The organism is Mycobacterium sp. 852002-51152_SCH6134967, from assembly GCF_001667105.1.
GTDB lineage: Bacteria > Actinomycetota > Actinomycetes > Mycobacteriales > Mycobacteriaceae > Mycobacterium > Mycobacterium neumannii_A.
The window spans coordinates 108,266-130,638 of the sequence record NZ_LZIK01000071.1 but is presented as its reverse complement, the minus strand read 5'-3'; the positions used below and the strand labels follow the sequence as shown (position 1 = coordinate 130,638).

Sequence of the window (22,373 nt, the reverse complement as noted above, 5' to 3'; positions counted from 1 at the left end):
ATGGTGCATTCGGTCGAGTTGGTCTTCGACCCGGACACGGATGCCAAGATCCGCGGTGTCTGGGATGACCTGACACGCGCCGGGATCCGCAGTCAGGCGAGCAACACGTCGCCGAGCAATCGGCCGCATGTCACGGTGACCGTCGCCGAGAGCCTCGACGAGGCGGCCAACACCGCGCTACGTCCGGTGCTGAAGCGGCTGCCGCTGGACTGCACCATCGGGGCGCCGATGCTGTTCGGCAGTCGCGTCTTCACGCTGGTGCGGCTGGTGGTGCCCTCCGAAGAACTGCTGGCGTTGCATCGCCGAGTGCATGAGTTGTGCCTGTCGCACATGCCCAACGGCGTACTGAGCCATGCCGATCCGGGGCAGTGGACACCGCATGTGACGTTGGCGCGTCGCGTGGCGCCCGACAAGCTGCCTGCGGCGCTGACACTCAAGTCGGTGGGCCGCGACATACGGGGTGCGGTGACCGGCCTGCGTCACTGGGACGGCGATAACCGGGTCGAGTATCCGATCAGCTGACCGTTGCGCCAACGCTTTTCGGCACGCACATCCGCCAACCGTCGATTATCAGCTCGCGAAGTTCGTTGTAACTGATCGCGTCGAGCCGGACATGTATCCAGTTGAACCGCATCTCCGACTGGCGTGGCAGCGCGAACTTGTCGGGCTCGGCGGCCACCATCGCGGCCCGCTCCTCCTTGGGAAAGGCGACGCCCATCACCGTCTCGTCGCGCGAGAACGCGGCGTAGACGAGGCGCCCGACCCGGAACCTGATGCTGTCGCGGACCACCGCCTCGGACGACCGGGGCAGCGTCGCGGTGGTGCGTCGCACATCGTCGACGGTGATCACGTACGGAACGCTAGCCGAGTGCTACGACATCACTGCTGATCTGCCATTTCGCGGCGGACAGTCCGGTAACTTACGCCTCGGTGGCCAAGCAATCGGACGAGGATGCCGGGACTTCGGGTTGGAGTCCGGGCCGCCACCATTGGTGGACGACGACGGCGATCGCCATCATCGGCGCCGTAGTCGGCGGCACATCGCTGATCATGAATTTCTTCTATCACCCGAGTCCGCCGCCAACGACCATCGACTCGGCGCACTCGGAGTTCATGAAGTTGAGCTACTCCGACCGGATCGACCGGTGCGTGCCCTACATCTACGAGCATGCTGCCGCTTGGCGCGACAAGTGGCGCGCCGCGCTCGACGACTCCGGAGGTTCGCGTCAGAAGCCACCCGTACCGTTTGCGGCCCTCGACGATGCGAACGCCACGGGCCAGGCGATCGTCAACACCTATCTGACCGTGGTCGACTATGCCGAGAAGTCGGCGCCCACCGACGAAGGCGAGAATCTGCTCTCGTGCGTGTACGCCCCCGTTTTGAAGATGGACCCGGCCCACACCTACCCGGATGTGGAATCTCTTGTCGGAAGCGGTAATGAAGCGCCCAAAGCCGACAACGTCGTCGTACATGAGAGCCCGATCTACGACCAAGGTGAATTCGCCGGAGTGACAGCCGAGGGCCGCCCGAACAAGATCGTCGAGGTGCTCATTCGACCCGGGCCAAGCGAAACGCACCGCCAGCTCGGCTTCGCGATGGTGGGCGGGCACGACGAGGGGGTTCGAATGTGGGCCCTCACCGCATCGATAGACGCCGGCGATCCTCGGTGGATGAACGACGTCGAGAATTACCGGGGCTTCTAGACCGGTTGATCTTGTCTGCCGCGGATTCCGCTGACGAGCAGGCCCACCCCGAAGCGGAACCGGGCGGACGCATCCTCGGTCAACACCGACCGGTCGCCTGGCAGGTCGGCGCCGGCGGCATCCCACTGCAGTCGCGACTGCTCGTCGACGGTGAAGCCCAGGACGTAATAGACGACGGTGCGGGCGGCCAGCTCGGCGTGGCCGTCGGGCACACCGGCGTCGCGTGCGGCCTCGGTGAGCCCTTCGAGGATCCGTGCCATCGCGGTCGACTGACCGGCCGCGAAGCTGGCCGACACCAGCTCGGCGCCGTCGGTATGCGACAACAGCGCATCGCGCAGCGCCACACAGACACTCGACACCCGCTCCCGCCAGGCCCCAGTGGCGTCACCGACGGGCTCGAGGATCCGGTCGGCGACCGCACCCAGCAGCTCCTGCTTGCTGGTGAAGTGCCAGTACAGCGCGCCGGGGGAGACCTCGAGCTCGCGTGCCAGCCGCCGCATGGTCAGGTCGGCCAGACCGTAGCTGTCCAACAGTGTCGCCGCCGCGGCCACCACGTCGCGTTTGTGAAGCTGCACGGCCGTACCCTAACCTGAACGGCGTTCAATTGTCGGCCCGCCGACGTGTTCAATTGTCGGCTCGCCGACGTGTTCAAGTGTCGGCCCGCCGACGTGTTCAAGTGTCGGCTCGCCGACGTGTGCAAGTACCGAGAGGTGATCAGTGAGCGACATTCTGGCAGTGGCCCGCGAGCAGGTGCTCGAGCGCGGCGAAGGCCTGAACCAGGACCAGACGCTGCAGGTGCTGCAGTTGCCGGATGATCGACTCGACGACCTGCTCGCGTTGGCGCACGAGGTGCGCATGGCGTGGTGCGGCCCCGACGTAGAGGTCGAGGGCATCATCAGCCTCAAGACCGGCGGCTGCCCCGAGGACTGTCACTTCTGTTCGCAGTCAGGACTTTTCGCCTCACCCGTGCGAAGCGCATGGCTGGACGTGCCGAGCCTGGTCGAGGCGGCTAAGCAGACCGCGAAGACCGGCGCGACCGAGTTCTGCATCGTGGCCGCCGTGCGCGGGCCCGACGAACGGCTGCTGGCGCAGGTCGCCGCCGGCATCGAGGCGATCCGCAACGAGGTCGACATCCAGATCGCCTGCTCGCTGGGCATGTTGACCTCCGAACAGGTCGAGCAGCTCGCCGAGATGGGCGTGCACCGCTACAACCACAACCTCGAGACCGCGCGGTCGTTCTTCACCAACGTCGTCACCACGCACACGTGGGAAGAGCGCTGGGACACCCTGCAGATGGTCCGCGAGGCCGGCATGGAGGTGTGCTGCGGCGGAATTCTCGGTATGGGCGAAACCCTCGAACAGCGGGCCGAATTCGCCGCCAACCTGGCTGAACTCGATCCGCACGAGGTGCCGCTGAACTTCCTCAACCCCCGGCCGGGCACCCCGTTCGGCGACCTCGACGTGCTACCTGCTGCCGATGCGCTACGGGCCGTCGCGGCCTTCCGCCTTGCGCTGCCCCGCACCATGTTGCGCTTCGCCGGCGGCCGGGAGATCACCCTCGGCGACCTCGGCGCCAAGAAGGGCATTCTCGGCGGGATCAACGCCGTCATCGTCGGCAACTACCTGACCACACTGGGCCGGCCCGCCGAGTCCGACCTCGAACTACTCGACGATCTGCAGATGCCGATCAAGGCGCTCAATGCCAGTCTCTGAGGCCGGCCGGTAGAACGTAGAAGTATGGCGTTCAACGTCTACACCGGCGAGCCCGACGGCACCGCTGTGCCGACCGCGGCCCAGCTGGGTCTGGAGCCGCCCCGGTTCTGCGCCGAATGCGGCAGGCGGATGATCGTGCAAGTGCGCCCCGACGGCTGGTCGGCCAAGTGCTCACGGCACGGGCTAACCGATTCCAAAGATCTGGAACAGCGATGAACGACGTTGCCCCGCCACGATTCTCACGTACCCGCGCAGCGCTGACGGTTGTCGCGGCACTCGCGGCGGCCGGTGCGCTGGTCGGCGCGCTGTGGGCGTTTCTGGCGCCGCCTGTCCACGGTGTCGTGGCGCTGACACGCGACGGTGACCGCGTCCGCGCACACCTGGGCAACGAAAGCGACCATTTCTTCGTGGCGGCTTTCCTGCTGGTCGGCATGCTCTGCGTCGTGGGGGCCATCGCCGCGGTGGCCGTGTGGCAGTGGCGCGCGCACCGCGGACCGGTGATGACCGCGGCACTGGCGACGGGAGGCATGCTCGCCGCGGGCGTGGCCGCCGGTGTCGGGGCGCTCTTGGTGCGCCTGCGCTACGGGACTATCGACATGGCCGCCGCACCGGTGACACCCGAGAACCGCGTGTACTACGTCGTGGAGGCGCCGCCGGTCTTCTTCGGGCCATCCCCGATACAGGCGGTGCTGACCATACTGTTTCCCGCCGCGGTCGCCGCGCTCGTCTACTCGCTGGCCGCGGTGTCCACCGCGCGCGACGATCTGGGTGCCTGGCCGCCCGTCGAGGTGCCTGCGTTCGTGCCCCCGCCGGCCGCGGCGGACGTCACAGCGGAGAGCGCTCCACCTTCCGGCCCGTCATCACCTTGAACGCGATGCGGACCAGCCGCGTCATTCCGACATAGGTCATCGGGTTCAGCAGCGTCGGCCAGGTCGTGCGGACCAGATGCTCCGACAACGGCTTACCGTCGAACCGGTCGATCAGCCACCGCAGCGCCATCGGCGACGACATCGGGTGCAACAACATGTGTTCGCTGAACATGTCGCGGTGATAGGTCACCGATGCGCCACCACTGCGGTAGATCTCGCTGAGCTCGTCGATGTCGTCGACCGAGACGATCCTGTCGTGGACGGCCTGCACGATCAGCACGGGCGGGGTTGGCACCGCGGTGCCCAGCTTGATGCTGTCGAAGACGTGCTTGACCTCGGGCATATCGAGGATCTCGTTCAACGGCCGGTCGACCAGCTTGCCCATGTCCATGCCCGCGAACCGCAGCACAGCCTGGGCGGTGGTCATGTCCTGGATACGCATCAACATCGCCTTGCCGGCGTCGGTGGCGTGCTCCTGGATGACCCGGTCCAGGTCCGGATAGACGTGGCTCAGCGCGGCCACCACCATCGCGGGCAGGCCCGAGTACAGGCTGCCGTTGAGCCGCCGGTAGGCGTGTCCGAGGTCGCCGACGGGCGAGCCGAGCACGGCGCCGACGATATTGAGCTCAGGGGCGTACTGGCTGTGCATCTCGGCCGCCCATGCCGACGCCAGCCCGCCGCCTGAGTAACCCCAGAGCCCGATCGGCGCCGATTCGTCCAGCGCGAGCCGTTCGCAGCTCACTGCCGCACGTAGGCCGTCGAGAATGCGGTATCCCGGCTCGTACGGCGTGCCCCACAGTCCGTGCGCGCCCTCGTGGTCGGGCACCGAAACGGCCCACCCTTCGGCGAGCGCGGCGGCGATCAGCAGGAACTCCAGCTGCGCGAGCGCGCCGGGAGCCAGCGCCTTGCGGCGCAGCGCGTAGGACGGGAAGCAGCGCGAGGACACCGCGTCGATCGCGCACTGGTAGGAGATCACCGGTATGACGTCGCGATTCGTCCGCTCGGCGGGCACGATCACCGTGGTCACGGTGGCTTCCGCCGCACCGTTCATGTCGGTGGTGCGGTACAGCAGCTGCGTCGCGGTGAACTTCTGCGGAATCAGGCCGAAAAAGGCCAGCTCGACATCGCGGCTGCGCAGCACCGTGCCCGGTTCGGCGTGCTGAAAGCCGCTCGGGGGCTCATAGAACGGGTCGTCGTCGGGACGCAGCGGGCGGGAGCCGCGCGCCAGGTCCTGGTGGGGTACGTGCCCGATCCACTCGGCACCTGATGCTGGCGCGGCATTGCCCAGAGACATTCGGCCATTCTTACTTAAGGAACCGTTAAGAATCCAGTCGACTCACCCGGGCGGGCGCAGTGCGGCGAACTCGTCGGTCACGCGGTAGCGCGACTCGGTGAACCGGTACAGCGCCGCCGGGCGGCCGCCGCTGCGACCGGACCGCGCCGTGGTGCCCGTGCGGGTGATGACTTTGCGGCGTTCGAGCACGCGTTGCAGATTGGTGGCGTCGACGTGGTGGCCGAGCGCGGCGCTGTAGATGTCCCGCAATGCCGATATCGCGAATTCTGTTGGTGCCAGGGCGAAACCGATGTTGGTGTAGGAGAGTTTGGCGACGAGCCTGGTGCGCGCGTGCTCGACCATGGTGCCGTGGTCGAATGCCATCGGCGGCAGATCGTTGACCGGATGCCAGCGCGTGTCCGGCGGCAACTCCGGAACGGCGGGGGAGGGCACCAGCCCGAGGAAGGTCGACGCGATCGTCCGATCGCCGGGGACTCGATAGGGATCGGAGAACACCGCGAGCTGCTCGAGGTGGGCAAGCTCACGTAGGTCCACTTTCTCGGCCAGTTGACGGCGTACCGAGCTGGTCAGGTCCTCGTCGTCGCCGAGACGTCCGCCGGGAAGGGACCAATTTCCGCGTTGCGGATCGAGTGCGCGCTGCCACAACAGCACGTGAAGTGCTGGTTTCCGGTCGGTGTCCCCGTGAGCGGCTTCGCGAACCTGGAACACGGCGGCGAGCACCTCGTGGGCGGTGCTAGTATGTGCCATGTTTTCGATTGTAAGTCGAAAACTCGATTTGGACGAAGGAGGCGGCCATGACGGTTCTGGACCGGATGCCCGCAGACAACCTCTCGAGCCGCATCGTCGACGGTCCCACCGGTTTCTCCGGGGTCGACGGCGACGAGGAGTGGGCCGCCGAGGTTCGTCGCCTTGCCGATCTGCGGGGCGCGACGCTGCTGGCGCACAACTACCAGTTGCCCGCCATCCAGGACGTCGCCGATCACGTCGGTGACTCGCTGGCGCTGTCGCGGATCGCCGCCGAAGTGCCCGAGGACACCATCGTGTTCTGCGGCGTGCACTTCATGGCCGAAACGGCCAAGATCCTGTCACCGGACAAGACGGTGCTCATCCCGGACCAGCGAGCCGGCTGTTCGCTCGCCGACTCCATCACCGCCGACGAGCTGCGCGCGTGGAAGGCCGAGCATCCCGGCGCGGTCGTGGTGTCCTACGTCAACACCACCGCGGCGGTGAAGGCCGAGACCGACATCTGCTGCACATCGTCGAACGCCGTCGAGGTGGTGGCGTCGATACCCGAAGACTGCGAGGTGCTGTTCTGCCCGGACCAGTTCCTCGGTGCGCACGTCCGGCGCGTCACCGGACGTAAGAACCTGCACGTGTGGGCGGGCGAGTGTCACGTGCACGCCGGGATCAACGGCGACGAGCTTGCCGACCAGGCTCGCTCTCACCCGGACGCCGAGCTGTTCGTTCATCCCGAATGCGGTTGCGCGACATCGGCGCTGTACCTCGCCGGCGAGGGCGCCTTCCCGGAGGACCGCGTCAAGATCCTGTCGACGGGCGGCATGCTGGACGCCGCGCGCGAGACCGGCGCACAGCAGGTGCTGGTCGCCACGGAGGTGGGGATGCTGCACCAGTTGCGCCGCGCCGCGCCGGGTGTGGACTTCATGGCTGTCAACGACCGAGCGTCTTGCCGGTTCATGAAGATGATCACCCCCGCCGCGCTGCTGCGCTGCCTTATGGAGGGCAAGGACGAGGTGCACGTCGATCCCGAGACCGCACGGCTGGCTCGGGCCAGCGTGCAACGCATGATCGCGATCGGCCAGCCCGGCGGCGGAGAATGACGCGTCCGGCGGCTTGCGGCGCCGGCAGGTGGGCCGGTCATTGGCAGCAGCGCGCCGACGTCGTGGTCATCGGGACCGGTGTGGCCGGCCTGGTGGCAGCCCTCGCCGCACAGCGCGCTGGCCGAAAAGTCGTGGTGCTCAGCAAGACCGGTGACACCGCGACGTTCTACGCCCAGGGCGGGATCGCCGTTGTGCTGCCCGACGCTCTGCGCGAGGACGGCGACTCGATCGAGGCGCACATCGCCGACACGCTTGCCGCGGGCGCGGGACTGTGTGATCCCGACGCCGTGCGCTCGATCGTGGCCGACGGGTACCGCGCGGTCGCCGAACTGGTCGAACACGGTGCACAATTCGATGAGTCGACGCCGGGGACATGGTCACTGACCCGTGAGGGAGGGCATTCCCGACGCCGGATCATCCACGCCGGTGGCGACGCGACCGGCGCCGAGGTACAGCGAACCCTCAACGTCGCCGCGGCCACGCTGGACATCCGACCCAACCACGTCGCGGTGGAGATCCTGCACGACGCCGGAGCGGTCACCGGTGTGCTGGTGCTCAACGACGACGGGTTCGGCGTGGTGCACGCGCCGTCGGTGATCCTCGCGACCGGGGGGCTGGGCCACCTGTACTCGGCGACAACCAATCCCGATGGGTCGACGGCAGACGGTGTCGCGTTGGCCATATGGGCCGGAGTTCCGGTCAGCGACATCGAGTTCATCCAGTTCCACCCCACCATGCTCTTCGACGGAGACAATGCGGGCAGGCGTCCGCTGATCACCGAGGCCGTCCGCGGTGAGGGCGCGATACTCGTTGACTCGCAAGGTCGTTCGGTCACCGAGGGTATTCACCCGATGGGTGACCTGGCGCCCCGCGACGTGGTTGCCGCGGCGATCCAGGCCCGCATCGAGCAGACGGGCGCGCCCTGCGTGTTCCTCGACGCGCGGCGAATCGCCAACTTCGAGAGACGGTTCCCGACGGTGACCGCGGCATGCCGAGCGGCCGGTATCGATCCCACGCTCGAGGCCATTCCCGTGCTACCGGGGGCGCACTACAGCTGCGGTGGTGTGGTGATCGATGTGCACGGGCGCACCGAGCTCGCGGGTCTGTTCGCCGCGGGCGAGGTGGCGTGCACGGGTATGCATGGTGCGAACAGGCTGGCGTCGAACAGCCTGCTCGAGGGGCTCGTCGTCGGAGACAGAGCCGGAAAGGCCGCCGCCGCATACGCTTTGGCCGCTGGGCCGGTGACGGCGCGGCCTCCGGAGCCGGTGGTGCGGCGTGCGCTGCCCCGTGCCGATCTGCAGCGCGCGATGACCAAGAACGCCGGGGTGGTCCGCGACGCCGACGGCCTGCGCATCCTGGCCAAGGAACTCGACACCGCGCCACCCGAGGTGATCGGCTCGCGCGCCGACTTCGAGGACGCCGCGCTGACCACCGCTGCGGTGGCGGTCGCCGCGGGTGCGTTGGCCCGGACTGAATCTCGGGGCTGCCATCATCGCCGCGACTACCCGGGCACCGACCCCGTCCGGGCACGCACGCTGGTCCCAGCAGGAGCGTGCTGCTGATGGAGCTGACCGCCGACGAGCTCACTGAGGCTCGCAGCGTCATCGCTCGTGCGCTCGAAGAGGATCTGCGGTACGGACCCGATGTCACCACGCTGGCGACGGTGCCCGCCGACGCCAGGACCACAGCGTCCATGGTGGTCCGGGAGGCCGGTGTGATCGCGGGTGTGGACATCGCACTTCTCGCGTTCGACGAGGTAATCGGTTGCGATAACTACCTGGTCAAGCATCGCGTCGAGGACGGTGCCCGGCTCGAACCGGGCGGTGTCGTGCTCACGGTCGAAGCCCCCACCCAGGGGCTGTTGACCGCTGAGCGCACCACGCTGAACCTGGTTTGTCACCTGTCGGGCATCGCGACCGCGACCGCGACGTGGGTCGAGGCCGTCTCCGGGAGCGCGGCGAAGATCCGCGACACCCGTAAGACGTTGCCGGGCTTGCGCGCACTGCAGAAGTACGCGGTGCGCGTCGGCGGAGGGATCAACCACCGCATGGGGCTCGGGGACGCGGCGCTGATCAAGGACAACCACGTTGCGGCCGCGGGGTCGGTGGTGGCGGCACTGCGGGCGGTGCGCGCGTCCGCGCCGGAGCTCGAATGTGAGGTCGAGGTCGACTCCCTCGAGCAACTCGACGAAGTGCTGGCCGAGAACGTCGAACTCGTGCTGCTCGACAACTTTCCCGTATGGCAGACGCAGATCGCGGTGCAGCGCCGCGACTCTCGCTCGCCTGCGACCAAACTGGAATCGTCGGGCGGGCTGTCGCTGGAAAGCGCAGCGGATTACGCGGGAACGGGTGTCGACTATCTCGCGGTGGGGGCGCTCACGCACTCGGTGCGGGTGCTCGATATCGGGCTCGATATCTGAATGGCCCGATAGCATCGGTCGCGTGGATGAGGATTCGTCGCGGCGCCTCAATTTGTTGGTCGTCGTCAGCCTGGTCGTAGCCGTCGTCGCTTTGGCGCTCGCCGGATGGACGCTCTACAAGACCAGCGCGTCTGAGCCTGAATACGATTCGACTCAGGTCGCCGAGGCCAAGACCAAGATCTGTAGCGCCGCCGACGTCGTCCGCAAGGGCATCACGCTCAACACGAACATGCAACCCGAAGGCGGCCCACAGGACGTCACCGGCGCGCAGGCGGTGGCCGCCAATGCGCGCATCTCGTTGTACGACGGAGGTCAGTACCTGCTGGACCGGCTCGATCCGGCGACCCCGGTGGTGCTCGCGGAGAAAGTCGAAGAGTTCGCGAACAGTCTGATGGACATCGGCGCCAACGCTACGGCCGGAGTGCCCAATGATGATCCGGCGCAAACGAAGCGGCTGTCCGACGCCGACGCGCAGAACAAGAGCATCACCGAGCTCTGCAAGTAGCTCACCGGCTCAACAGCGTCCTGGCGGCGACTTTCGCGGAGTCGAGGGCGGTGGTATCACCCGCGATCCGGGCGAGTATCAACGCACCCTCGATGAGTGCTATCAACGCCAGCGCAGTCTGCTCGGCGTCGTCCTGTGCCCACCCGTCGGCGTGCAGCCGGTCCGCAATGGCCCGACGCCAGCCGGCGAATGCCGTCGCCGACGCTTGCCGAACCAGTGCGCTGGCGTCGACCGACTCGGTGGCGATCGGTTCGATCGGGCAGCCGTCGCGTGGATCGGAGGTCAGCCCCACGGCCATCAGGTCGATCCAGCCGTCGATGAGGTCGGGTACGGGGGAGCCGGCGGCCAGCAGATCCCGCAGTCGCTGCTCGATGTCCGCCCCGACGCGCTCTACCACGGCGGCCGCCAACTGCTGCTTGCCCTCGGGGAAGTGGTGGTACAGCGATCCCGCTTTGACGTCGGCGAGCTCGAGGATCTGGTTGACGCCGGTCGCGGCGTAGCCCTGCCTGCGGAACAGCAGCGCCGCGGTATCGATCAGGGCGGTGCGGCTGCGATCCGGGCGAGGCATGCCTTGACTTTACTAGAAAGATCACTCAAGAATAGTTGAGCGATCACTAAAGAAGGGGCCGACCATGCAACAGCTGATGCTCGAAGACGCCGGTACATACGCGTGGCGCGAGGCGCCCGATCCCCACCTCGCCGGTCCGGGCCAGGCGCTCGTCAGGCCAATCGCCGTGGCGTGCTGCGACCTCGACGTGGCGGTGGTGCAGGGTCGGCTCCCGATGCCGCCCGGTCATGCGGTCGGACATGAGGGAGTAGCCGAGGTGGTCGCGATCGGCGACGACGTCCGCAGCGTTGCGGTCGGTGCGCGGGTCGTCGTGCCGTTCCAGATCAGCTGCGGTGAGTGCAGTGCGTGTCTGCGCGGAGCGACCGGATCGTGTGCGGCCTTACCGCTGATGGCGACATATGGGATGGCGCCGCTGTCGGGTCTCGACGGCGGGGGTTTCATGGCGGACCTGGTGCTGGTGCCCTATGCCGACGCGATGCTCGTGCCGTTGCCCGATGGCGCCGACCCTGTTGCCGTCGCTTCGATGTCGGACAACATCCCCGACGGTTGGCGCGGTGTCGGGCCGTATCGCGAGGAGCTTGCTCTGCTTTCACCGGCCGACCGCAGGGTGCTGGTCATCGGGCGGCTGTCGATCGGCTTGTACGCGGCGGCGACGGCAGCCGCGGCCGGTGTGCACGTCGACTACGTCGACACCGACCCGCATCGGCTCGCGGCGGCCGAGAAGTTGGGCGCGACCGTGCACGACCGCGAGAAGCCCGACAAGACCGCCGAACCGTATCCGGTGACGGTGCACACGTCGGCGGACCCGGCGCTGTTGGCGGCGACTCTGCGGGCGACCTGGCCGGACGGAGTGTGCACGGACACCGGCATCTACTACCAGGGCGCGGTGGACATGCCGCTGCTGTCGATGTACACCCGCGGCGTGCGCTTCGTCACCGGGCGGGTCAATGCTCGCGCGGTACTGCCGGAGGTGTTGGAACTGTCTGCCGGGCAGGACCTTTTGCCTGCCGTCGAACGTGTGGTGCCGTGGGAGGAGGCGCCGCAGGCGTGGCCGAGTATGACGGGCAAGACGGTGTTCAGCCGGTTGTAGCTCAGGCGATATCCGCGACGAAGACGCCCATCTTCTTGGCTTGAAGGCGGGCCATGAACGGAAGCCCGTCCGCGTCACCGCCGGCCGGCACGATCCGCGGGTTGACCAGATGCAAGTCTTGGCGGGCATGGCGTAGGTCTGCCTCGCCGGCGGCCAGCACGTTCTTCACCCAGTCGGTTTTCCCGTGCCCGAGTGCGACGGCCACGGTGTTTCCCTTGCGATAGACAGTGACGATCGTCTCGTACGGTTTTCCGGATTTGCGGCCGCGGTGTTTGATCATCGCCATCCCGGGCATCAGTCGAGAAAGCGGTCTGATCATTCTATTCAGGTACTTGACCTGCAGGTTCTCAAACCACGGCGGAAATACCATAGGCACGCCGGGCGCGTTATTCGGGTGCTCGCTGGCTCGCATGGTGCCTCCATAACCAATTTGGTCTGCTCTGGGAGAATGGACACCGTGAATCTATCGCCGGGCCCGATCGCCCGCATCGATCTGCGGGGTACGCAGCTTTCTGCCGCGCGCTTGCGATCCGCCCTGCCGCGCGGCGGCGTGGACGTGGACACGGTGGTGCCAAAGGTGCGCCCGATCGTCGACGCGGTCGCCGCACGCGGAGCCGAGGCGGCGCTGGAATACGGCGAATCGTTCGACGGTGTGCGCCCCGCGCAGGTTCGCGTACCGGCTTCTGAGCTGCAGAAGGCCCTCGCCGAACTGCCCACCGATGTCCGCGCCGCGCTCGAGGTCGCCATCGAACGCGCCCGCGCGGTCCACGCCGACCAGCGCCGTATCGATACGACGACGACGCTCGCCCCGGGCGCCACGGTCACCGAACGTTGGGTACCGGTCGAGCGCGTCGGCCTGTACGTGCCCGGCGGCAACGCGGTCTACCCATCCAGCGTCGTGATGAACGTCGTGCCTGCGCAGACCGCGGGTGTCGACTCGCTGGTGATCGCCAGCCCGCCGCAGGCGGAGTTCGGCGGCCTGCCGCACCCGACCATCCTGGCCGCCGCCGCGCTGCTGGGCGTCGACGAGGTCTGGGCGGTCGGCGGGGCGCAGTCCATCGCGCTGCTGGCCTACGGCGGCGCCGACACCGACGGCGCCGAACTTGCGCCGGTCGACATGATCACCGGCCCGGGCAACATCTACGTCACCGCCGCCAAGCGCATCTGCCGCTCGCAGGTCGGCATCGACGCCGAAGCCGGACCCACCGAAATCGCGATCTTGGCCGACCACACCGCCGACCCCACCCACGTCGCCGCGGATCTGATCAGCCAGGCCGAACACGACGAGATGGCGGCCAGCGTGCTGATCACCCCGAGCGTGGAGTTGGCCGACGCAACGGACCGCGAGTTGGCCAACCAGCTACAGACGACGGTGCACCGCGAGCGGGTCACCGCCGCGCTGGGCGGAAAGCAGTCCGCCATCGTGCTCGTCGACGATCTCGAGGCCGGCATCCGAACCGTGAACGCCTACGCTGCCGAGCACCTCGAGATCCAGACCCTCGACGCGCGCGAGGTGGCCGGTCGAATCCGTTCCGCTGGCGCCATTTTCGTCGGCCCGTATGCACCGGTCAGCCTCGGTGACTACTGTGCGGGATCCAACCACGTGCTGCCCACCGCGGGCTGTGCCCGTCACTCCAGCGGGTTGTCGGTGCAGACGTTCCTGCGCGGTATCCACGTCGTCGATTACGACGAGGCAGCTCTGAAAGACGTTTCCGGCTACGTGATTACTCTTGCCGAAGCCGAGAATCTGCCCGCGCACGGCGAAGCGGTGCGGCGGAGGTTCGAAAGGTGACGCTCGGAAAGAAGGCGACACTCGACGATCTGCCGCTGCGGGCCGATCTGCGCGGTAAATCACCGTACGGCGCACCTCAACTGGACGTTCCGGTGCGGTTGAACACCAACGAGAACCCGCATCCGCCGACCCAGGCGCTGATCGACGATCTGACGGCGTCCGTCGCCGCGGTCTCGAGGGAGCTGCACCGGTACCCGGACCGTGATGCGGTGGCGCTGCGCACCGATCTGGCCGCCTACCTCTCGGCGCAGACCCGAACTCCGCTGACCGTTGAGAACCTCTGGGCGGCGAACGGTTCCAACGAGATCCTGCAGCAACTCCTGCAGGCCTTCGGCGGGCCCGGGCGCAGCGCGATCGGATTCGTGCCCTCCTACTCGATGCACCCGATCATCTCCGATGGCACGCAGACCCAGTGGCTGGTGGCCAATCGGGCCGATGACTTCAGCCTCGACATCGACGTGGCGGTGCACGCGATCAAGGAACACAACCCCGACATCGTCTTCATCGCGAGCCCGAACAACCCTTCGGGACAGAGCGTTCCGCTTGACGATCTCCGCCGGCTGCTCGACGCGATGAGCACCGGCATGATGATCGTCGACGAAGCGTACGGCGAGTTCTCGTCACAGCCCAGCGCGGTGCGTCTGCTCGACGAGTATCCCACCCGGCTCGTGGTCACCCGCACGATGAGCAAAGCGTTCGCGTTCGCCGGCGGCCGGCTCGGGTATCTGATCGCCGCACCCGCGGTGATCGACGCGATGCTGCTCGTCCGCCTGCCGTACCACCTGTCGTCGGTGACGCAGGCCGCCGCCCGCGCCGCGCTGCGCCACGCCGACGACACGCTCGGCAGCGTCGCCACCCTCATCGCCGAACGCAACCGCGTCACAGAAGCCCTGTCGGAGATGGGTTTCCGAGTGATCGGCAGTGACGCCAACTTCGTGTTGTTCGGCGAGTTCGCCGACGCCCCCGCCACCTGGCAGCGGTATCTGGACGCTGGCATCCTCGTGCGCGACGTCGGCATCCCGGGCTATCTGCGCGCCACCACCGGCCTGGCCGAGGAGAACGACGCGCTGCTGGCTGCCAGCGCCCGACTGGCCGAGACCGAACTATCCCCAGTAGGAGCACCGTGAACGAACCCCGCCGCGCGACGATTGAGCGCAAGACCAAAGAGTCCGACATCGTCGTCGAACTGAACCTGGACGGCACCGGGCAGGTGCACGTCGACACAGGTGTGCCGTTCTTCGACCACATGCTGACCGCCCTTGGCAGTCACGCGAGTTTCGACCTGACCGTGCGGGCCAAGGGTGACGTCGAGATCGAAGGCCATCACACCATCGAGGACACCGCAATTGTGCTGGGGCAGGCCCTCGGGCAGGCACTGGGCGACAAGAAGGGTATTCGCCGGTTCGGTGACGCGTGGATCCCGATGGACGAGACGCTCGCCCACGCCGCCGTCGACGTATCGGGCCGGGCGTACTGCGTGCACACCGGAGAACCGGATCACATGCTGCACTTCACGATCGCCGGTTCCTCGGCGCCGTACCACACTGTGGTCAACCGGCACGTGTTCGAGTCGGTGGCGATGAATGCGCGTATCGCGCTGCACGTGCGCACCATCTACGGACGCGACCCCCACCACATCACCGAGGCGCAGTACAAGGCCGTCGCACGCGCGCTGCGCCAAGCTGTCGAGTACGACCCGCGGGTGACCGGTGTGCCGTCGACGAAAGGCACTCTGTGACGACCAAAGTCGTGATCCTGGACTATGGTTCGGGCAACCTCAGATCCGCTCAACGCGCCCTGGAGCGCGTCGGTGCCGACGTCACGGTGACATCCGACGCCGATGCCGCGATGAACGCCGACGGCCTCGTGGTGCCCGGCGTCGGCGCCTTCGAGGCGTGCATGGCCGGCCTGCGCAAGATCGACGGCCCGAAGCTGATCGCCGGCCGGGTGGCCGCCGGGCGTCCCGTGCTCGGCGTCTGTGTCGGTATGCAGATCCTGTTCTCCCGCGGCGTGGAGTTCGGGGTCGAGACCACAGGCTGCGGCCAATGGCCCGGTGCGGTGGTGCGACTCGACGCGCCGGTGATCCCGCACATGGGCTGGAACGTGGTCGACGCCCCCGAAGCCAGCACATTGTTCGCCGGGATGGAGGCGGACACCCGCTTTTATTTCGTGCACTCGTACGCCGCCCAGCAGTGGGAGGGCGACCCGGCCGCGAAACTGACATGGGCCACGCACCACGTGCCGTTCCTGGCCGCCGTCGAGGACGGGCCGCTGTCGGCCACGCAGTTCCACCCGGAGAAGAGCGGCGACGCCGGTGCCGCGTTACTCGCCAACTGGGTGAAGGCATTAGGTTGACCACCGATGAGCGCTCGCGCGAAGAGGAGACCACCACGGTGCCGAAACGTTTGATTCTTCTGCCCGCCGTCGATGTGGTCGCGGGCCGCGCTGTGCGCCTGGTGCAGGGCCAGGCCGGCAGTGAGACCGAATACGGCTCCGCGCTGGAGGCCGCGCTGACGTGGCAGCGTGACGGCGCGGAGTGGATTCACCTTGTCGATCTCGACGCCGCGTTCGGGCGGGGAAGCAACCGAGAACTGTTGGCCGAGGTGGTTGGCAAGCTCGACGTGGCGGTCGAGTTGTCCGGTGGCATCCGTGACGACGAGTCACTGTCGGCGGCGCTCGCCACCGGCTGTGCCCGCGTGAACCTCGGCACCGCGGCGCTGGAGAACCCGCAGTGGTGCGCGAAGGTCGTCGCCGAACACGGCGAGAAGGTCGCGGTCGGACTGGACGTGAAGATCGTGGACGGAGACCACCGCCTCCGCGGCCGGGGATGGGAGACCGACGGCGGAGACCTCTGGGACGTCCTGGAACGGCTTGACCGAGAAGGCTGTTCGCGCTTCGTCGTCACCGACGTCACCAAGGACGGCACGCTCAAGGGGCCCAACCTCGAACTGCTGTCGCAGGTTACCGACCGCACCGACGCGCCGGTGATCGCGTCCGGGGGCGTGTCGAGCCTCGACGACCTGCAGGCGATCGCCACACTGACCGACCGAGGAGTCGAAGGGGCGATCGTCGGAAAGGCGTTGTACGCCGGTCGGTTCACCCTGCCTGAGGCCCTGGCCGCGGTGGAGCGGTAATGGCCCTCGATGCGGCCGACCTCGACGCTCTGGTCGCCGAGGCCGCGCAGATCCTCGATGATGCAGCCGTCCCGTTCATCGACGGCCACCGCGCTGATTCCGCGGTGCAGAAGAAGGGCGACGACTTCGCCACCGAGGTGGACCTGGCCATCGAACGACAGGTCGTCGAGGCGTTGACCGCTAGAACCGGGATCGAGGTGCACGGCGAGGAATTCGGCGGCGCGGATCTCAAGTCGCCGCTGGTGTGGGTGCTCGATCCGATCGACGGCACCTTCAACTACGCCGCCGGTTCGCCGATGGCGGCGATCCTGCTGGGCCTGGTGCGTGATGGAGAACCGGTGGCCGGACTCACGTGGGTTCCCTTCACCAAGGAGCGGTTCACCGCCGTGGTCGGAGGGCCTTTGCGCAGCAACGGCGTCGAGTTGCCGATGCTGGACCGGGCAGCGCTGTCCGACTCGATGGTCGGGGTCAGCACATTCAGCGTCGACTCCCGAGGCAGGGTGCCGGGACGTTACCGACTCGCCGTCATCGAGAGCCTCAGCCGCAAGTGCTCACGCATGCGCATGCACGGTGCCACGGGCATCGACCTGGCCTATACGGCGGCCGCAATCCTCGGCGGCGCAATCAGTTTCGGTGGCCACGTGTGGGACCACGCCGCGGGTGTGGCGTTGATCCGCGCGGTGGGTGGTGTCGTGACCGACCTCGCGGGCAACGAGTGGACGGTGGACTGCCCGTCGGCGCTCGCCGGCGGCCCCGGCGTGCACGAAGAACTGCTCGATCTGCTTCGTTCGGTCGGCGATCCCAAGGACTTCTGATGGACGGCAAGGATCTGGCCGTGCGGGTCATCCCGTGCCTGGATGTCGATGACGGCCGTGTGGTCAAAGGTGTCAACTTCGCAAATCTGCGTGACGCAGGCGATCCCGTGGAATTGGCGGCGGCCTACGACGCCGAGGGCGCCGACGAACTGACCTTCCTCGACGTGACGGCGTCTTCCTCGGGGCGAGCAACCATGCTCGAGGTGGTCAAACGCACCGCCGAGCAGGTGTTCATCCCGTTGACGGTCGGCGGCGGGGTGCGCTCGGTGGCCGACGTGGACGTGCTGCTGCGCGCGGGGGCGGACAAGGTCGCGGTCAACACCGCGGCCATCGCTCGCCCCGAACTCCTCGCCGAATTGTCGCGTCAGTTCGGTTCGCAGTGCATCGTGCTGTCGGTCGACGCCCGCACGGTGCCGCAGGACCAGGAGTCGACGCCGTCGGGCTGGGAGGTCACCACCCACGGCGGGCGCCGGGGAACCGGGTTCGATGCTGTGGAATGGGCAACGCGGGGCGCCGAACTCGGTGTGGGTGAGATCCTGTTGAACTCGATGGATTTCGACGGCACAAAGGCCGGGTTCGATCTGCCGATGATCGAGGCGGTTCGCGGAGCCGTCAACGTCCCGGTAATCGCCAGCGGCGGTGCGGGGGCACCCGAACATTTCGCGCCCGCCATCGCCGCGGGGGCGGATGCGGTATTGGCCGCCAGCGTGTTCCATTTCCGAGAGCTCACCATCGCAGAGGTGAAAGCGGCGATGGCGGCCGAAGGGATAACCGTGCGATGACGCTCGATGCAGAAATCGCGTCGCGACTCAAACGCGACGCCAACGGATTGATCACCGCCGTCGTGCAGGAGCGCGGTACCGGGCAGGTGCTGATGGTGGCCTGGATGGACGATCTCGCGCTGGCCCGCACACTGGAAACCCGCCGCGGGACTTACTATTCGCGCTCTCGGCAACAGCACTGGGTCAAGGGCGAGACGTCGGGTCACACCCAATACGTCCACTCGGTGCGGCTCGACTGCGACGGCGACACGGTGCTGCTGGAGGTCGATCAGGTCGGCGGGGCCTGCCACACGGGCGATCACACTTGCTTCGACGCGGATGTGTTGCTCGCACCGGAGGACAGCTGACTACGAGAACCGGTGTCATGCCGACTGGCGCTGGCGCAGCACCTCGAGAGCCTTGTCGGCGTGGCTGTCCATGCTGATCTCCGATGCGATCACGGCCAGGATCGTGCGGTCGGAATCGATCACGAAGGTGGTCCTCTTGACAGGCATGAACTTGCCGAGCAGACCCCGCTTCACGCCGAATTGCGTTGCGACGGCGCCGTCGGCATCCGACAGCAGCGGATAGTCGAACCGCTCCTTATCGGCGAACTTCGCCTGCTTGTCGACCGCGTCGGTGCTGATTCCGACGCGCTTGGCACCGACGGCGGCGAACTCCGCGGCCAGATCGCGGAAGTGGCAGGCCTCCTTGGTGCACCCAGGTGTCATCGCGGCGGGATAGAAGAACAACACGATCGGGCCGTCGGCGAGTAACTCGCTGAGGCTTCGCACTGTGCCCGACTGGTCCGGCAATTCGAACTCGGCAACTCGGTCACCCTTTTTCATGGTGGTCACGCTACGCCGCGAGTGATCGCGCGACCGCGCCGCGCGACCACCAGACCGACGTTTTGGCTGATTTCTGGCAGTCGGATCGACCATTGCGTCGGTTTCGGCCACCGAAAATCGTTGGTGCGGGACGCGGTTATCGTGAGAACCTCGCCTCGATGTTGGATCTCGACGCCTTCTGTACCGACGGCTATCTGAAGATCAACGGGGCCGCTCCGCGGGGCGTCGCGGATGCGGCGCGAACTGCGCTGTGGCAGCAGCTCGGTTTGTCGCCGGACGAGCCCGAGAAATGGCTCAAGCCCGTCTACTGGGCCAGCGACATGACGGGCGCGGGTCCGTTCGGCGAACTGATGCGAAGCCCGAAACTGGCTGCGGCGTTGGACCGCATCTGCGGTCCCGGGGGTTGGTCGCCGCGCGGCGCGCTGGGCAACATCCCCGTGCGTTTCCCGGTATCTCCGGCCGACGACGACCGCGGATGGCACATCGACGCAAACACGCCGCAGGCCGACGGGGGATGGGTGGTCACCGGACGCCCACAGACCGTGCTGTTGCTCACCGTGCTGTCCGACGTGGGCCCGGATGACGCACCGACGCGGATCAGGTCGGGCTCACACCGCGACGTGGCTCAGGTGCTCGGTCCCGAACCCGTCGCACTCGCCGAGATGGGCCGGCTCGTCGACGTCGCGAGCGCGGCTCGTCCCGTGGTGTACGCCACAGGTGAACCCGGCGACATGTACGTGCTGCACCCGTTCACCGTGCACGCCGCCGACGAGCATCGCGGCAGGACACCGCGGTTCATGGCGCAGTCGCCGATCCTGCTGACTCGCCCGCTCACGCCCGCGTCGTCGTCGGTACTGGGGCACGTCTGGGACACTTGACCTGTGCAGACCACGGCCGACCTCGCGATCACCACCTCGCGGGAGGACTTCCGCGCGCTGGCCGCCGAGCATCGCGTGGTGCCGGTGACCCGCAAGGTCCTCGCCGACAGCGAGACCCCGCTGTCGGCGTACCGCAAACTGGCCGCCAACCGGCCGGGAACGTTCCTGCTGGAATCGGCGGAGAACGGCCGTTCGTGGTCGCGCTGGTCGTTCATCGGGGCCGGTGCGCCGTCGGCGCTTACCGTTCGTGACGGTGAGGCCGTGTGGTTGGGCACGACGCCGCAGGACGCGCCGCAGGGCGGCGACCCGCTGCAGGCGCTGCGCGCGACGCTGGAGCTTCTCAAGACCGAGCCGGTGCCGGGCTTGCCGCCGCTGTCGAGCGGGCTCGTGGGCTTCTTCGCCTACGACATGGTCCGGCGCCTGGAAAAGCTCCCCTCGCTGGCCGTCGACGATCTCGGCCTCCCGGACATGCTGCTGCTGTTGGCCACCGACATCGCAGCGGTCGACCACCACGAAGGCACCATCACGTTGATCGCCAACGCGGTCAACTGGAACGGCACCGACGAGCGGGTGGACTGGGCCTACGACGACGCGGTGGCCCGCCTCGACGTGATGACCGCCGCGCTTGGTGAGCACCTGCCGTCGGCGGTCGCGACGTTCAGCCGACCCGAGCCGTTGCACCGCGCTCAGCGCACGCTCGAGGAGTACGAGGCCATCGTCGAGAAGCTGGTTCGCGACATCGAGGCCGGCGAGGCGTTTCAGGTCGTGCCGTCGCAACGGTTCGAGATGGAAACCGAAGCCGACCCGCTTGACGTGTACCGGATGCTGCGGGTGACCAACCCCAGCCCGTACATGTATCTGCTCAACGTGCCGAATGCCGCTGGCGGACCAGACTTCTCGGTCGTCGGCTCCAGCCCGGAAGCGTTGGTGACCGTCAAGGACGGACGGGCCACCACACATCCGATCGCGGGTACGCGCTGGCGCGGCGCGACCGAGGAAGAGGACCTGCTGCTCGAAAAAGAGCTGCAGGCCGACGAGAAGGAACGCGCCGAGCATCTGATGCTCGTCGATCTGGGCCGCAACGATCTGGGCCGGGTCTGCCGGCCCGGCACCGTACGCGTCGAGGACTACAGCCACATCGAGCGCTACAGCCACGTCATGCACCTGGTGTCGACGGTGACGGGCCTGCTGGCCGACGGCAAGACCGCATTGGACGCGGTGACCGCCTGTTTCCCGGCAGGCACGCTTTCCGGTGCCCCGAAGGTACGGGCGATGGAGCTGATCGAGGAGGTCGAGAAGACGCGTCGCGGCCTGTACGGCGGGGTGCTGGGATATCTCGACTTCGCGGGCAACGCCGATTTCGCGATCGCCATCCGCACCGCCCTGATGCGCGACGGCACCGCGTACGTGCAGGCAGGCGGTGGCGTCGTCGCAGATTCCAACGGTCCCTACGAGTACACCGAGGCGGCCAACAAGGCGCGCGCGGTGCTCAATGCCATCGCCGCCGCCGAGACGCTGACCGAGCCATGATCAGGCTCGCCCAACTCGGTCTCGTGCTCGCGGCAGCCGGGCTCTGGGTGGCGTCGCGGATGACCTGGGTCGAGGTGACCTCGTTCGACGGCCTCGGCGAGCCGAAGACGGTCGCCCTGTCCGGCAGCACCTGGTCGACCGCTCTGATCCCGCTGGCGGTGCTCCTGCTGGCCGCCGCGGTCGCCGCCTTGGCGGTGCGGGGATGGCCGCTGCGGCTGCTGGCTCTGCTCGTCGCGGCGGCCAGCGCCGGGACCGCGTATCTGGCCATCAGCCTGTGGGTCACTCGGGATGTGGCGGTACGCGCCTCGCACATCGCGGAGGCGCCGGTTGCGGACCTGGTCGGTACCCAGCGGCACTACGCGGGAGCAGTGATCACTGTGGTGGCCGCGGTGATCGCGCTGGCCTGCGCGGTGTTGTTGATGCGGTCTGCGGCCCGTGAGCGCTCCGGCGCGGCCCGGTACTCGCGACGCGCCCCGCAACCCGACGAACCCGCAGGCGAGATGTCCGAACGCGCGATCTGGGACGCCCTCGACGCGGGTTCCGATCCGACCCAGGATGCGACGAATCCGGACAACAAGGGCCGGTGATCGGCGGTGTTGTGGTGGCGGCTACCCT

General features: G+C 67.6%; 28 protein-coding genes. 21 read left to right on the top strand and 7 right to left on the bottom strand.

The window, feature by feature from the left end:
• A complete protein-coding gene (locus tag A5790_RS24660; RefSeq protein WP_066850322.1) occupies positions 1-522 on the top strand; it encodes a 2'-5' RNA ligase family protein in 522 nt (173 codons plus the stop codon).
• On the opposite strand, the gene A5790_RS24655 is transcribed toward A5790_RS24660, so the two are convergent.
• Positions 515-850 (bottom strand): MmcQ/YjbR family DNA-binding protein, encoded by a 336-nt coding sequence (locus A5790_RS24655; RefSeq protein WP_066850321.1) that lies wholly within the window; start codon positions 848-850, stop codon positions 515-517. The genes A5790_RS24660 and A5790_RS24655 overlap by 8 nt on opposite strands.
• Before the next feature lie 80 nt (positions 851-930).
• Here A5790_RS24655 and A5790_RS24650 point away from each other — a divergent pair, with 80 nt between their 5' ends.
• Positions 931-1,704, top strand: coding sequence for a hypothetical protein (locus tag A5790_RS24650; RefSeq protein WP_066850320.1), 774 nt, complete (start codon positions 931-933; stop codon positions 1,702-1,704).
• On the opposite strand, the gene A5790_RS24645 is transcribed toward A5790_RS24650, so the two are convergent.
• Positions 1,701-2,279, bottom strand: coding sequence for a TetR/AcrR family transcriptional regulator (locus A5790_RS24645; protein ID WP_066850317.1), 579 nt, complete (start codon positions 2,277-2,279; stop codon positions 1,701-1,703). The two genes, A5790_RS24650 and A5790_RS24645, sit on opposite strands and share 4 nt — an antisense overlap.
• Positions 2,280-2,421: 142 nt before the next feature.
• Between A5790_RS24645 and bioB the strand changes: the two genes are divergently transcribed.
• The 3 genes from bioB to A5790_RS24630 are packed head-to-tail and all read left to right on the top strand — an operon-like array spanning position 2,422 to position 4,286.
• Positions 2,422-3,417 (top strand): biotin synthase BioB, encoded by a 996-nt coding sequence (gene bioB, locus A5790_RS24640; protein ID WP_066850314.1) that lies wholly within the window; start codon positions 2,422-2,424, stop codon positions 3,415-3,417.
• 24 nt (positions 3,418-3,441) lie between these two features.
• Positions 3,442-3,633 carry a hypothetical protein gene (locus tag A5790_RS24635; protein WP_064395549.1) on the top strand — a complete coding sequence of 64 codons (192 nt, stop codon included), beginning with the start codon at positions 3,442-3,444 and terminating at the stop codon, positions 3,631-3,633.
• Entirely contained in the window at positions 3,630-4,286 is a 657-nt protein-coding gene (locus A5790_RS24630; RefSeq protein WP_066850310.1) for a DUF2567 domain-containing protein, read from the top strand. The genes A5790_RS24635 and A5790_RS24630 overlap by 4 nt, the downstream gene beginning before the upstream one ends.
• Here the strand turns inward: A5790_RS24630 and A5790_RS24625 are convergent.
• Positions 4,243-5,580: a lipase family protein gene (locus A5790_RS24625; protein ID WP_066850308.1), complete on the bottom strand. Its 1,338-nt coding sequence runs from the start codon at positions 5,578-5,580 to the stop codon at positions 4,243-4,245. The two genes, A5790_RS24630 and A5790_RS24625, sit on opposite strands and share 44 nt — an antisense overlap.
• A gap of 42 nt (positions 5,581-5,622) precedes the next feature.
• Positions 5,623-6,327, bottom strand: coding sequence for an NUDIX domain-containing protein (locus A5790_RS24620; RefSeq protein WP_066850305.1), 705 nt, complete (start codon positions 6,325-6,327; stop codon positions 5,623-5,625).
• A 47-nt stretch (positions 6,328-6,374) separates the two neighbouring features.
• On the opposite strand from A5790_RS24620, the gene nadA reads away from it, so the two are divergent.
• The 4 genes from nadA to A5790_RS24600 are packed head-to-tail and all read left to right on the top strand — an operon-like array spanning position 6,375 to position 10,342.
• Complete coding sequence (nadA, locus tag A5790_RS24615; RefSeq protein ID WP_066850302.1) at positions 6,375-7,418, top strand: quinolinate synthase NadA; 1,044 nt, start codon at positions 6,375-6,377, stop codon at positions 7,416-7,418.
• Entirely contained in the window at positions 7,415-8,980 is a 1,566-nt protein-coding gene (locus A5790_RS24610; RefSeq protein WP_066850299.1) for an L-aspartate oxidase, read from the top strand. The genes nadA and A5790_RS24610 overlap by 4 nt, the downstream gene beginning before the upstream one ends.
• Positions 8,980-9,837 (top strand): carboxylating nicotinate-nucleotide diphosphorylase, encoded by an 858-nt coding sequence (gene nadC / locus A5790_RS24605; RefSeq protein ID WP_066850473.1) that lies wholly within the window; start codon positions 8,980-8,982, stop codon positions 9,835-9,837. The genes A5790_RS24610 and nadC overlap by 1 nt, the downstream gene beginning before the upstream one ends.
• Before the next feature lie 22 nt (positions 9,838-9,859).
• A complete protein-coding gene (locus tag A5790_RS24600; protein ID WP_066850295.1) occupies positions 9,860-10,342 on the top strand; it encodes a hypothetical protein in 483 nt (160 codons plus the stop codon).
• Position 10,343: 1 nt separating this feature from the next.
• Here A5790_RS24600 and A5790_RS24595 read toward each other — a convergent pair whose 3' ends face one another.
• Positions 10,344-10,910, bottom strand: coding sequence for a TetR/AcrR family transcriptional regulator (locus A5790_RS24595; RefSeq protein WP_066850291.1), 567 nt, complete (start codon positions 10,908-10,910; stop codon positions 10,344-10,346).
• A 64-nt stretch (positions 10,911-10,974) separates the two neighbouring features.
• Here A5790_RS24595 and A5790_RS24590 point away from each other — a divergent pair, with 64 nt between their 5' ends.
• On the top strand, positions 10,975-12,000 hold the full coding sequence (locus A5790_RS24590) for a zinc-binding dehydrogenase (protein ID WP_066850288.1): 1,026 nt from the start codon (positions 10,975-10,977) through the stop codon (positions 11,998-12,000).
• A gap of 1 nt (position 12,001) precedes the next feature.
• Here the strand turns inward: A5790_RS24590 and A5790_RS24585 are convergent, their stop codons facing one another.
• Positions 12,002-12,412, bottom strand: a complete 411-nt coding sequence (locus A5790_RS24585) for a nitroreductase family deazaflavin-dependent oxidoreductase (RefSeq protein WP_066850284.1) — start codon at positions 12,410-12,412, stop codon at positions 12,002-12,004.
• Between the two features lie 36 nt (positions 12,413-12,448).
• On the opposite strand from A5790_RS24585, the gene hisD reads away from it, so the two are divergent.
• The 8 genes from hisD to hisI are packed head-to-tail and all read left to right on the top strand — an operon-like array spanning position 12,449 to position 18,870.
• Positions 12,449-13,792: a histidinol dehydrogenase gene (hisD, locus tag A5790_RS24580; RefSeq protein WP_197696881.1), complete on the top strand. Its 1,344-nt coding sequence runs from the start codon at positions 12,449-12,451 to the stop codon at positions 13,790-13,792.
• A complete protein-coding gene (locus A5790_RS24575; RefSeq protein WP_066850281.1) occupies positions 13,789-14,919 on the top strand; it encodes a histidinol-phosphate transaminase in 1,131 nt (376 codons plus the stop codon). The genes hisD and A5790_RS24575 overlap by 4 nt, the downstream gene beginning before the upstream one ends.
• Positions 14,898-15,530, top strand: coding sequence for an imidazoleglycerol-phosphate dehydratase HisB (gene hisB, locus A5790_RS24570; RefSeq protein ID WP_197506185.1), 633 nt, complete (start codon positions 14,898-14,900; stop codon positions 15,528-15,530). The genes A5790_RS24575 and hisB overlap by 22 nt, the downstream gene beginning before the upstream one ends.
• Complete coding sequence (hisH, locus tag A5790_RS24565; RefSeq protein ID WP_066850279.1) at positions 15,527-16,147, top strand: imidazole glycerol phosphate synthase subunit HisH; 621 nt, start codon at positions 15,527-15,529, stop codon at positions 16,145-16,147. The genes hisB and hisH overlap by 4 nt, the downstream gene beginning before the upstream one ends.
• A 50-nt stretch (positions 16,148-16,197) precedes the next feature.
• The gene (priA, locus tag A5790_RS24560) at positions 16,198-16,926 is read left to right on the top strand and encodes a bifunctional 1-(5-phosphoribosyl)-5-((5-phosphoribosylamino)methylideneamino)imidazole-4-carboxamide isomerase/phosphoribosylanthranilate isomerase PriA (protein WP_197696886.1); all 729 of its coding nucleotides are present in this window, start codon (positions 16,198-16,200) and stop codon (positions 16,924-16,926) included.
• Positions 16,926-17,741 (top strand): inositol monophosphatase, encoded by an 816-nt coding sequence (locus A5790_RS24555; RefSeq protein WP_066850276.1) that lies wholly within the window; start codon positions 16,926-16,928, stop codon positions 17,739-17,741. The genes priA and A5790_RS24555 overlap by 1 nt, the downstream gene beginning before the upstream one ends.
• On the top strand, positions 17,741-18,523 hold the full coding sequence (gene hisF / locus A5790_RS24550) for an imidazole glycerol phosphate synthase subunit HisF (protein ID WP_066850273.1): 783 nt from the start codon (positions 17,741-17,743) through the stop codon (positions 18,521-18,523). Before A5790_RS24555 ends, hisF begins: the two co-directional genes overlap by 1 nt.
• Positions 18,520-18,870 (top strand): phosphoribosyl-AMP cyclohydrolase, encoded by a 351-nt coding sequence (gene hisI / locus A5790_RS24545; RefSeq protein WP_066850271.1) that lies wholly within the window; start codon positions 18,520-18,522, stop codon positions 18,868-18,870. Before hisF ends, hisI begins: the two co-directional genes overlap by 4 nt.
• A gap of 15 nt (positions 18,871-18,885) precedes the next feature.
• On the opposite strand, the gene A5790_RS24540 is transcribed toward hisI, so the two are convergent.
• Complete coding sequence (locus A5790_RS24540) at positions 18,886-19,350, bottom strand: peroxiredoxin (RefSeq protein ID WP_066850467.1); 465 nt, start codon at positions 19,348-19,350, stop codon at positions 18,886-18,888.
• 158 nt (positions 19,351-19,508) lie between these two features.
• On the opposite strand from A5790_RS24540, the gene A5790_RS24535 reads away from it, so the two are divergent.
• From A5790_RS24535 to A5790_RS24525, 3 genes are read left to right on the top strand one after another with little or no spacing between them, the layout of a single operon-like run.
• The gene (locus tag A5790_RS24535; protein WP_066850268.1) at positions 19,509-20,228 is read left to right on the top strand and encodes a phytanoyl-CoA dioxygenase family protein; all 720 of its coding nucleotides are present in this window, start codon (positions 19,509-19,511) and stop codon (positions 20,226-20,228) included.
• 3 nt (positions 20,229-20,231) lie between these two features.
• Positions 20,232-21,758, top strand: a complete 1,527-nt coding sequence (locus A5790_RS24530; RefSeq protein ID WP_066850265.1) for an anthranilate synthase component I — start codon at positions 20,232-20,234, stop codon at positions 21,756-21,758.
• Entirely contained in the window at positions 21,755-22,345 is a 591-nt protein-coding gene (locus A5790_RS24525) for a TIGR02234 family membrane protein (RefSeq protein WP_066850261.1), read from the top strand. Before A5790_RS24530 ends, A5790_RS24525 begins: the two co-directional genes overlap by 4 nt.
• Positions 22,346-22,373 lie beyond the last annotated feature (28 nt).